The sequence below is a fragment of the Zavarzinia sp. genome, from assembly GCF_041650655.1.
GTDB lineage: Bacteria > Pseudomonadota > Alphaproteobacteria > Zavarziniales > Zavarziniaceae > Zavarzinia.
In genome coordinates this window covers 1-4,405 of sequence record NZ_JBAZKR010000183.1, presented here as the reverse complement: position 1 = coordinate 4,405, position 4,405 = coordinate 1, and the positions used below count along the sequence as shown (strand labels likewise).

Here is a 4,405-nt window from a genome sequence, read left to right as displayed (position 1 = left end):
CAGCGGCGACAACAGCCAGCCGGTCAAGGGGTACAGCACGCCGGCGGCGATGGGTATGCCCAGCGCGTTGTACAGAAACGCGAACACCAGGTTCTGCTTCATGTTGCCCACCGTGGCTTGCGACAGCGCACGCGCAATGGCTATGCCGCGCAAGTCGCCCTTGACCAGCGTGACTTGGGCGCTGTTCATTGCGACGTCGGTTCCCGTGCCCATGGCCACGCCGACATCGGCCTTGGCCAGTGCTGGCGCATCGTTGATGCCGTCGCCCGCCATCGCCACCTTTCGCCCTTCCGCCTGCAGGCGCTTCACGTGCGCCGCCTTGTCCTCAGGAAGCACTTCGGCAAGCACCTCGTCGATGCCGAGCTGCCGGGCCACGGCTTCGGCCGTGCCGCGTGAGTCGCCGGTGAGCATCACGACGCGAACGCCCGCGCCCTTGAGCGTCGCGATCGCTTCCCGCGTGCCTTCCTTGATCGGATCGGCGACAGCAGCGATGCCGGCTGCCACGCCGTCGAAGGCGAAGAACACCACCGTCTTCGCGTCCGCCCGCCATCCGTCAGCGCGCTTCTCCCATCGTGCGGTATCCACCTTGTGCTGCGCGAGGAAAGCGCGGCTCCCCACGAGCACCCGCCTGCCGTCGACCTGCGCCTGCACGCCAAGGCCATTCACGGCCTCGAACGCCGTGGCCGCTCCCGGCGCCCCGCCGCGCGCCTTCGCGCCCTCCACGATCGCGAGCGCGATCGGATGCTCGGAGAGCTGCTCCACGCCCGCCACCAGGGCCAGCGCATCGCCCTCCGGAATGCCTTCGACGACGAAGTCGGTCAGCGCCGGATGGCCCAGCGTCAGCGTGCCGGTCTTGTCGACCACGACCGTGTCGATGTCGCGCATGCGCTCGATCGCCTCGGCATTGCGGAACAGGATGCCGGTGCGCGCGCCCTGGCCCATGGCGACCGTCATCGAGATGGGCGTGGCGAGGCCGACCGCGCATGGGCAGGCGATGATCAGCACCGCGATGGCGTTGAGGAACGCGTAGGCGAGTCTCGGCTCCGGCCCCAGGAACCACCACACGATTGCCGTGACCACGGCGATCGCCACGACGATCTGCACGAAGTACGCGGCGATGACGTCGGCGAGCCGCTGGATCGGGGCGCGGGTGCGCTGCGCCTCCCCCACCATGTGGACGATCCGGGCGAGCAGCGTGTCGGCGCCCACCCGCTCGGCGCGGATGACCAGCGAGCCGTTCGCGTTCACGGTCGCCCCGGTGACCTTGTCCCCCGCGGCCTTGGCGACCGGCACGGGCTCGCCGGTGACCATCGACTCGTCGACGCGGCTCGTGCCTTCGAGCACCGAGCCGTCGACCGGCACCTTCTCGCCCGGCTTCACGCGCAGCCTGTCGCCGACGGCGACCGTATCCAGCCCCACCTGCTCCTCGGTGCCGTCGTCGCGCAATCGCCAGGCGAGGTTGGGCGCTAGTTTCAGCAGTTGCCGGATGGCCTGGCTGGTCTGTCCCATCGCGCGAAGCTGCAGCACGTCGCCGAGCATCACCAGCGTCACGATCACGGCGGCCGCCTCGAAGTAGGTGCCGACCGCACCGTCGTGCTCGCGGAACTCCGCCGGGAACCAGCCGGGTGTCAGCACGGCGGCGAGGCTGAACAGGTAGGCGAGCCCGACCCCGAGCCCGATCAGGGAATACATGTTGAGCGCCCGGTGCGCGAGGGAGAACCAGAACTTGCGCAGGATCGGCCAGCCGACCCAGAGGACGACGGGGGTCCCCAGCACGAACTCGACCCAGCCGCGGGCTCGAGGCTGAAGGCGGAACAGGTCGGGGAATCCGACCATCGGCGACATCGCGAGCACCACGAGCGGGATCGACAGCGCGACGCCGATCCACAACCGGCGCGTGAGGTCGCGCAACTCCGAATCGTCAGCCGGGCCCGCCCCGGTGCCTGCGATGGGAACCAGCGCCATGCCGCAGATCGGGCAGTCACCCGGCGCGTCGCGCACGATCTCCGGGTGCATTGGGCAGGTATAGGCGTTTCCCGGCGCCTGGCTCGCCGCGGCCTTCTCGTCGACCTGCATGCCGCGAACGGGATCGATTGCCATGGCCTTGCCTCAAACTCCGCGGGATCGACCGGCGGCTTACTTGACCTGCAGCAGGGCTGCCGCCGGCGGAAAGGTCAGCGCGAAGCCGATTGCCAGCAAGGCGAAGGAGGCGATGCCGATCCACGCCAGTGCCAGGTCCCGCCCGTCCCACTTCCTCGCCAGGACGAACCAGGCCGCCAGCCAGATGACGATCGCCAATGTCGTCACGCCCGAGAGCGGTCCCGCGGGGTTGTAGATGTTCAGCAGGCCCTTCAGGCCACCGAATGCATCGGCCAGGACCGTCAACGCGCCCAGCGCGGCGCATCCGATGCCCGCGGCCAGGAGGGCTGCCGCACCCGCGCCGTTGGGCAACTCCACCGCTCTCGCCGGTCCCGGGTTCATGGCCATGTTCATGCTCCCTTCATCAACTGGATCGCTTCGCCGCCGCGTACCGGCGCGTACTTGTTGAGGAAGGCGCCGAACGCTCCCGCGACGCCGGAGGAGAGGAAGGCGGCCAGCAGGAAGGCCAGCGCGGCGGCGCGCAGGCCACGGTGTCTCGCGAGGTCCCGGCCGTATTTCGCGTACAGGTACGCGACCATCGTCATCGCGATCGGGGCGATCCAGGCTACGTGCTCCTTCCATTCCATGCCGAGGTGGTGCCACTCGCTCGTCGTCGCGCTCGAGAGCAGCAGGTACCGGGGATAGTCGGCCAGGTCGATCGTCCCTGCCGGGGGCGCGGCGCGGTACCAGGGATAGACGATGTAGGTTCCCGAGAGCACGGTCGCCCACGCGAGGATGGCCATGCCGATCAGGAAGACCCGCAGCATCGCCTGGTCCCCGCGATCGGGCACTCCCGGGGAGCCGTCCCCGGACATCCGCGCCAGCGCGACCATCGCCCCGGTAAACGCCAGCAGGAACAACGCGCCGAAGCCCATCCCGTGCAGAACGGTCCACAATTCACGCGTACTCATTTCCATGGCATGCCCCTCTTCGCTTCACGAGCGACATCGGATGCGAATGGCAACGATTGCACGTCGCGTGACCGCGATTCTGTACGCCGCCGCACATTGGCCGCCTCGGGAGGGGGTCCCGAGGCGGCGGCACCGCGCGGCCGGTTCGTCCCGCTATTTCGACGCTTCGATGGCCGTGACGATGTAGGCCCCCGCCTTTTCCTCGGCGGCGAACTTGACCTTGTCGCCGGCCTTCACCTTGTCGAGGAACGCGCGGTCCTTCACCTGGAAGACCATCGTCATGGGCGGCATGTCCAGGCTCTTGATCGGGCCGTGCTTCAGCGTGATCTTGCCGGCGTCCTTGTCGACCTTGCGCACCTCGCCATCGGCCAGCGCCGCCGCGGATGCCTGCGCCATCGTGGCGTGCGCGAAGGACGGATGGTCGTGATGAGGCGCCTGCGCGGCCGCGGAGCCGGCAGCGAGGGCGGCGACGGCCGCGGCGAGGGCGATGGACTTCATGGGGAGTTCTCCTGGTAGGGAATGGGTTTCGGAAAAGTCGCGCCTAGTTCGCGGCGACGACGACGCGGCCGATCATCCCGGCCTCGAGGTGGCCCGGCAGGAGGCAGCCGAAGTGGAACTCGCCCGCCTTGGTGAACGTCCAGACGATCTCCTGAGTCTTGCCGGGCGGGACGTGCGCCATGTAGGGCTCGTCATGCTCCATGTTCGGAAATTTCTTCATCAACTCGCCATGGGCCTTCAGCTCCGCGAGATTGCCGAGCACCATTTCGTGCATGACCTTGCCGCCGTTCTTCGCGACGAAGCGGATGGTCTCGCCCTGCTTCACGCGCACTTCCGACGGGCTGAAGCGCATCGCGTCGCTCATGTCGACGGTCACCGTGCGCGATACCTTGCGCGGGTCCCCCTGCCGGCCGAAGGAGTGCTCCTCGGTCGAGACCGCGCGGGCCTTGGCGGGCTTCATGTCGTCGTGCTTGTCGGCATGGGCGAAGGTGGCCGGGGAGGTCGCCACGAGCGCCGCGGCGAGAACGGCGTTGAGGGCAAGGCGATTCATGTAGCGGTTCTCCTTGGTGGAATCGGTCAATGGTCCGAGTGGCCGCCGGGCTTGCGCACGCGGACTTCGGAAACCGGGGGTTTTCCGGCGGCCGGCATCGACTGCCCGCCCTCGGACTTGAAGCGCGCCGGCTCCGTGATCGGGCCCGTCCATTCGTACGCCTGCGTGCCCGCCGGCTGCTTGTACCAGCCCGGATCCTTGTAGTCGCCGGGCTTCTGGTCGCGGCGCACCTTGAAGACGGTGAACATGCCGCCCATCTCCACCGGGCCGTAGGGACCGGTGCCGGTCATCATGGGCAGCGTGTTGT

Annotated in this window: 6 protein-coding genes; all 6 read right to left on the bottom strand. The window is 68.5% G+C overall.

The genetic code is table 11. The annotated features are described in order from the left end of the window. On the bottom strand, positions 1-2,100 hold a 2,100-nt coding region (locus tag WC493_RS21800), incomplete at its 3' end, for a copper-translocating P-type ATPase (protein WP_373068482.1). Positions 2,101-2,136: 36 nt separating this feature from the next. Then, positions 2,137-2,493 (bottom strand): hypothetical protein, encoded by a 357-nt coding sequence (locus WC493_RS21795; protein ID WP_373068480.1) that lies wholly within the window; start codon positions 2,491-2,493, stop codon positions 2,137-2,139. Further along, complete coding sequence (locus WC493_RS21790; protein WP_373068478.1) at positions 2,490-3,056, bottom strand: hypothetical protein; 567 nt, start codon at positions 3,054-3,056, stop codon at positions 2,490-2,492. The genes WC493_RS21795 and WC493_RS21790 overlap by 4 nt, the downstream gene beginning before the upstream one ends. 147 nt (positions 3,057-3,203) lie before the next feature. Continuing rightward, a complete protein-coding gene (locus WC493_RS21785; protein WP_373068476.1) occupies positions 3,204-3,548 on the bottom strand; it encodes a copper-binding protein in 345 nt (114 codons plus the stop codon). A gap of 43 nt (positions 3,549-3,591) precedes the next feature. Further along, on the bottom strand, positions 3,592-4,098 hold the full coding sequence (locus WC493_RS21780; RefSeq protein ID WP_373068474.1) for a plastocyanin/azurin family copper-binding protein: 507 nt from the start codon (positions 4,096-4,098) through the stop codon (positions 3,592-3,594). A gap of 26 nt (positions 4,099-4,124) precedes the next feature. Continuing rightward, on the bottom strand, positions 4,125-4,405 hold a 281-nt coding region (locus tag WC493_RS21775; protein ID WP_373068472.1), incomplete at its 5' end, for a hypothetical protein.

Bases quoted from the DNA above. Each gene is read 5' to 3' on its own strand.
- WC493_RS21795 (WP_373068480.1), bottom strand. From the start codon at position 2,493: ATGAACATGGCCATGAACCCGGGACCGGCGAGAGCGGTGGAGTTGCCC.
- WC493_RS21790 (WP_373068478.1), bottom strand. From the start codon at position 3,056: ATGGAAATGAGTACGCGTGAATTGTGGACCGTTCTGCACGGGATGGGC.
- WC493_RS21785 (WP_373068476.1), bottom strand. From the start codon at position 3,548: ATGAAGTCCATCGCCCTCGCCGCGGCCGTCGCCGCCCTCGCTGCCGGC.
- WC493_RS21780 (WP_373068474.1), bottom strand. From the start codon at position 4,098: ATGAATCGCCTTGCCCTCAACGCCGTTCTCGCCGCGGCGCTCGTGGCG.